Annotated in this window: 5 protein-coding genes; 1 reads left to right on the top strand and 4 read right to left on the bottom strand. The window is 71.1% G+C overall.

Annotation, left to right across the window (positions count from 1 at the left end; all coding sequences use genetic code 11):
• The 3 genes from VJR25_RS00790 to pdhA all read right to left on the bottom strand — a co-directional run.
• On the bottom strand, positions 1-387 hold a 387-nt coding region (locus VJR25_RS00790; RefSeq protein ID WP_324111529.1), incomplete at its 3' end, for a biotin/lipoyl-containing protein.
• Complete coding sequence (locus VJR25_RS00785; RefSeq protein WP_324111528.1) at positions 384-1,394, bottom strand: alpha-ketoacid dehydrogenase subunit beta; 1,011 nt, start codon at positions 1,392-1,394, stop codon at positions 384-386. The genes VJR25_RS00790 and VJR25_RS00785, both read right to left, overlap by 4 nt.
• Positions 1,391-2,527 carry a pyruvate dehydrogenase (acetyl-transferring) E1 component subunit alpha gene (pdhA, locus tag VJR25_RS00780; protein ID WP_324111527.1) on the bottom strand — a complete coding sequence of 379 codons (1,137 nt, stop codon included), beginning with the start codon at positions 2,525-2,527 and terminating at the stop codon, positions 1,391-1,393. The genes VJR25_RS00785 and pdhA overlap by 4 nt, the downstream gene beginning before the upstream one ends.
• A 167-nt stretch (positions 2,528-2,694) precedes the next feature.
• Between pdhA and VJR25_RS00775 the strand changes: the two genes are divergently transcribed.
• The gene (locus tag VJR25_RS00775; RefSeq protein ID WP_324111526.1) at positions 2,695-3,177 is read left to right on the top strand and encodes an Lrp/AsnC family transcriptional regulator; all 483 of its coding nucleotides are present in this window, start codon (positions 2,695-2,697) and stop codon (positions 3,175-3,177) included.
• A gap of 6 nt (positions 3,178-3,183) precedes the next feature.
• Here VJR25_RS00775 and VJR25_RS00770 read toward each other — a convergent pair.
• A partial coding sequence (locus tag VJR25_RS00770) for a hypothetical protein (protein WP_324111524.1) occupies positions 3,184-3,736 on the bottom strand: 553 nt, incomplete at its 5' end.

Here is a 3,736-nt window from a genome sequence, read left to right as displayed (position 1 = left end):
GCTGCGTCCGCCTGCGGCGGCGCGGGCACGGCGCTGCGGCCGGCCGGACGCGCGGGTCTCGGCCCCGTACCCCACGAGGTTCGGGGTGCGGGCCTCGGCTTCAGCAGCCTCGGCGCCCTCGACGGCCTGCGGCGCGGGCGCGTCGTCGGTGCCGTCGCCGAAGGAGATGATGACACTGCCGACGGCGACCACGTCGCCGGGCTTCGCGTGCAGGGTCTGCACGACGCCCGCGAACGGCGAGGGCAGCTCGATCGAAGCCTTGGCGGTCTCGACCTCGGCGATGGTCTGGTTGAGGGCGACGGTGTCGCCCTCCTTCACGAGCCACTGCACGAGCTCGGCGTCGGGCAGCCCCTCACCGAGGTCGGGCAGGTGGAAGTCCTGGGTCACAGTTCCACCCCCGTCATGCTGTTCGGCTTGTCGAGCACCCGGTCGACGGCGTCGAGGATGCGGTCGAGGTCGGGCACGTGGTGCTTCTCCAGCTTCGCGGGCGGGTAGGGGATGTCCCAGCCGGTGACGCGCACCGGAGCGGACTCGAGGAAGTTGAAGCAGCGCTCGGTGACGCTGGCGATGAGCTCGGCCCCGAGCCCCGCCTCCCGCGCGGCCTCGTGCGTGACCACGACGCGTCCGGTCTTGCGGACGGATGCCGTGACGGTGCGGTAGTCGACCGGAGACAGGGAGCGCAGGTCGACGACCTCGATCGAGACGCCCTCGTCCTCGGCGGCCGTGGCGGCGTCCATCGCGGTCGCCACCTGCGATCCGTAGGTGAGGAGGGTCACGTCGGTGCCCGTCCGAGCGACGCGCGCGAGGCCCATCGGGGCCGCGTCGGCCAGCGCTGTGCCGAGCTGCACCTCGCCCTTCACGTGGTACAGCTTCTTGGGTTCGAAGAACACGACCGGGTCGTCGCACGCGATGGCCTGGCGCAGCATCGTGTACGCGTCCTGCGGGTTCGAGACGGCGACGACCCGCAGGCCCGCGGTGTGCACGAAGTACGCCTCGGGCGATTCGCTGTGGTGCTCGGCCGCGCCGACGCCGCCTGCCCACGGGATGCGGATCGTGATCGGCATCTTCACCGCGCCCTGGCTCCGGTAGTGGAGCTTCGCCACCTGCGACACGATCTGGTCGAAGGCGGGGTAGACGAATCCGTCGAACTGGATCTCGACCACGGGCCGGTAGCCCCGGTAGGCGAGTCCGACGGCGGTGCCGACGATGCCCGACTCGGCGAGCGGGGTGTCGACGACGCGCATCTTGCCGAACTCGTCGAGCAGGCCGTCGGTGATGCGGAACACGCCGCCGAGGCGCCCGATGTCCTCGCCCATGATGAGCACGTGGTCGTCGTCGCGCATGGCCTGGCGCAGGCCCTCGTTGAGGGCCTTGCCCATCGTGAGCTCGGTCATGATGCCTGCTCCCCTGCTGCCTGGTCGTCCGCGAAGCCGTCGAGGTAGGCGCCGAACCAGCGGCGCTCCTCGTCGATGCCGGTGTGCGGCTCGGCGTACACGTTGTCGAGGATCGTGATCGCGGGCGCCGTGGTCATGCCGAGGCACGCTGCGCGCACGTCTGCGGCGAGGGCGTCGGCATCCTTCTGGACTCCGGCGGTGAACTCGTCGTCGAAGCCGCCCTGGGCGCGCAGCAGCGCCTCGAGGCGGGCGATCGGGTCGCGCCGGCGCCATGCCTCGACCTCGTCCTGCGTGCGGTAGCGGGTCGGGTCGTCGGAGGTGGTGTGCGGGCCCATGCGGTAGGTGACCGCCTCGATGAACGACGGACCGTGGCCGTCACGCGCACGGGCGATCGCCCAGCGCATCGCGGCGAAGCAGGCGAGCACGTCGTTGCCGTCCACGCGCAGGCTCGGAATGCCGAAGCCCGGCGCGCGCCCGGCGATCGGGTGCTTCGCGGCGATGCCGACCGGCTCCGAGATCGCGTACTGGTTGTTGCAGCAGATGAACACGACGGGCGCGTCGAAGGATGCCGCGAACACCATCGCCTCGTTCACGTCGCCCTGGCTGGAGGCGCCGTCCCCGAAGTACACCGCGGCCACCTGATCGGTGCCGTCCCGCTGGATGCCCATCGCGTAGCCGACCGCGTGCAGCGTCTGCGCGCCGATGATGATCTGCTGGATGGCCGATCCGAGCTCGTACGGGTCGTAGCTGGAGTGCGCCTCACCGCGCCACGCGCGCATGTACTGCGCGGGCTTCGCCCCGCGCACGTAGTTGACGCCGGGCTCGCGGTACGTCGGGAAGGCGAAGTCGTCCGTGCGCAGCGCCCGGGCGGTGCCCACCTGCACGGCCTCCTGCCCGTTGCAGGGCGCCCAGAGGCCGAGCTGCCCCTGGCGCTGCAGCGCCATGCATTCGGCGTCCATGCGGCGCACCAGCACCATGTCGCGGTACAGACCCTGCAGCTGCGCCGTGTCGATGTCGGTGGCCCAGGGGTCGAGGTCGGCGTCGCGGACGCGTTCGCCGGTCGCGCTCACGAGCCGGGCGACGTCGTCGACGTCGGTCTTCAGATCTGCCGTGGGTGTGAGTGTGTGCACCATCGTGACCCGCTTCCCCGGGCGCGCCTTCGTGGGGCAGCCCGCATGCGCCGGCTCCCTCGCCGGATACCCGAAGAGTACGTCCATAACGCAACTCGCTCAAGCATCGCGCGTATGCTTGAGCATGTTGCCAAGTATCCCGACGAGAGGGCGTGCTGATCTTGAGCAGTATGACAAGCCTGGACAGTGTCGACCTCGAGCTGCTCGCCGCACTGAGCCGAGAGCCGCGGGCCACCGTCGTCGCTCTCGCCGACGCGCTCGGACTCTCCCGCAACACCGTCCAGGCGCGCATGGCCCGCCTCGACCGCGAGGGCGTGTTCCTGTCGTTCGAGCGGGCGATCTCGACGACCGCGCTCGGGTACCCGATCGAGGCCTTCATCAACGTTCTCGTGCGGCAGGTGCAGCTGCCGCAGATCGCGGAGGATCTGTCCCGGATCCCCGAGGTGGTGCAGGCGCACGGCATGTCCGGCGAGGTCGACCTGTTCGTGCGGGTCGCGTGCCGCGACACGCAGCACCTGTTCGAGACGGACGCGCGCATCCTCGCGATCGACGGGGTGGAACGCACCGAGACGTCGCTCGCGATGGGCGAAGTCATCCCGTACCGGATCATGCCGCTGCTCGAGATGACGCGGCACCGGCACTCGCGCCGCTGACCGTCGTCACGTCCGCCCGCACGCACCGCCCACCGCGACGGTCGCCGGGTAGGTCCGCCCCTCGGCGATCGTCACCTGCAGGTGGACGCAGGTGCGATCCGGGGAGATCACCAGCATCGGGTACGTGTCCGGGGCCGGGCACGCCGGAAGCGGCACGGTGCTGCGCGCGGATGCCACCATGGCGTCCGTCGTCGCATACGCCGACGAGCTGAACCCTTGCGCACTCCGCGTCGACTCGCGGAACGTCACGATCCGCGCCCGGGACGGCCCGATCACCTGCACCACCGGCGCCACGCCGCGCGGCACGTACACCGGTGTCAGCTCCGCCAGCCACTCCGTCTGGTCGGTGGCGAGGATGTCGGGGGCGGTGACGGTCGCGGCATCCCACTGGGCGCTCCACACCACATCGGCGGTCTTCGGCGGGCGGAGCCTTCCTGCGGTGGTCGCACCCCAGCCGCTTCCGCACTCCACCTCGGCCGCCGACGTCGGCGACGGGCTCCGATGGGGGGCGGGGGCGGCACCGCGCGGCCACACCAGCGCGGCGACGATGAGCACGACC

This window comes from Microbacterium sp. (genome assembly GCF_035277845.1).
In the GTDB taxonomy this organism is placed as follows: domain Bacteria; phylum Actinomycetota; class Actinomycetes; order Actinomycetales; family Microbacteriaceae; genus Microbacterium.
The sequence above is the reverse complement of the archived record's forward strand: the minus strand, read 5'-3'. Positions and strand labels throughout refer to the sequence as shown.

Coding starts and splice junctions, on each gene's coding strand:
- pdhA (WP_324111527.1), bottom strand. CDS start 2,527: ATGGTGCACACACTCACACCCACGGCAGATCTGAAGACCGACGTCGAC.
- VJR25_RS00785 (WP_324111528.1), bottom strand. CDS start 1,394: ATGACCGAGCTCACGATGGGCAAGGCCCTCAACGAGGGCCTGCGCCAG.
- VJR25_RS00775 (WP_324111526.1), top strand. CDS start 2,695: ATGACAAGCCTGGACAGTGTCGACCTCGAGCTGCTCGCCGCACTGAGC.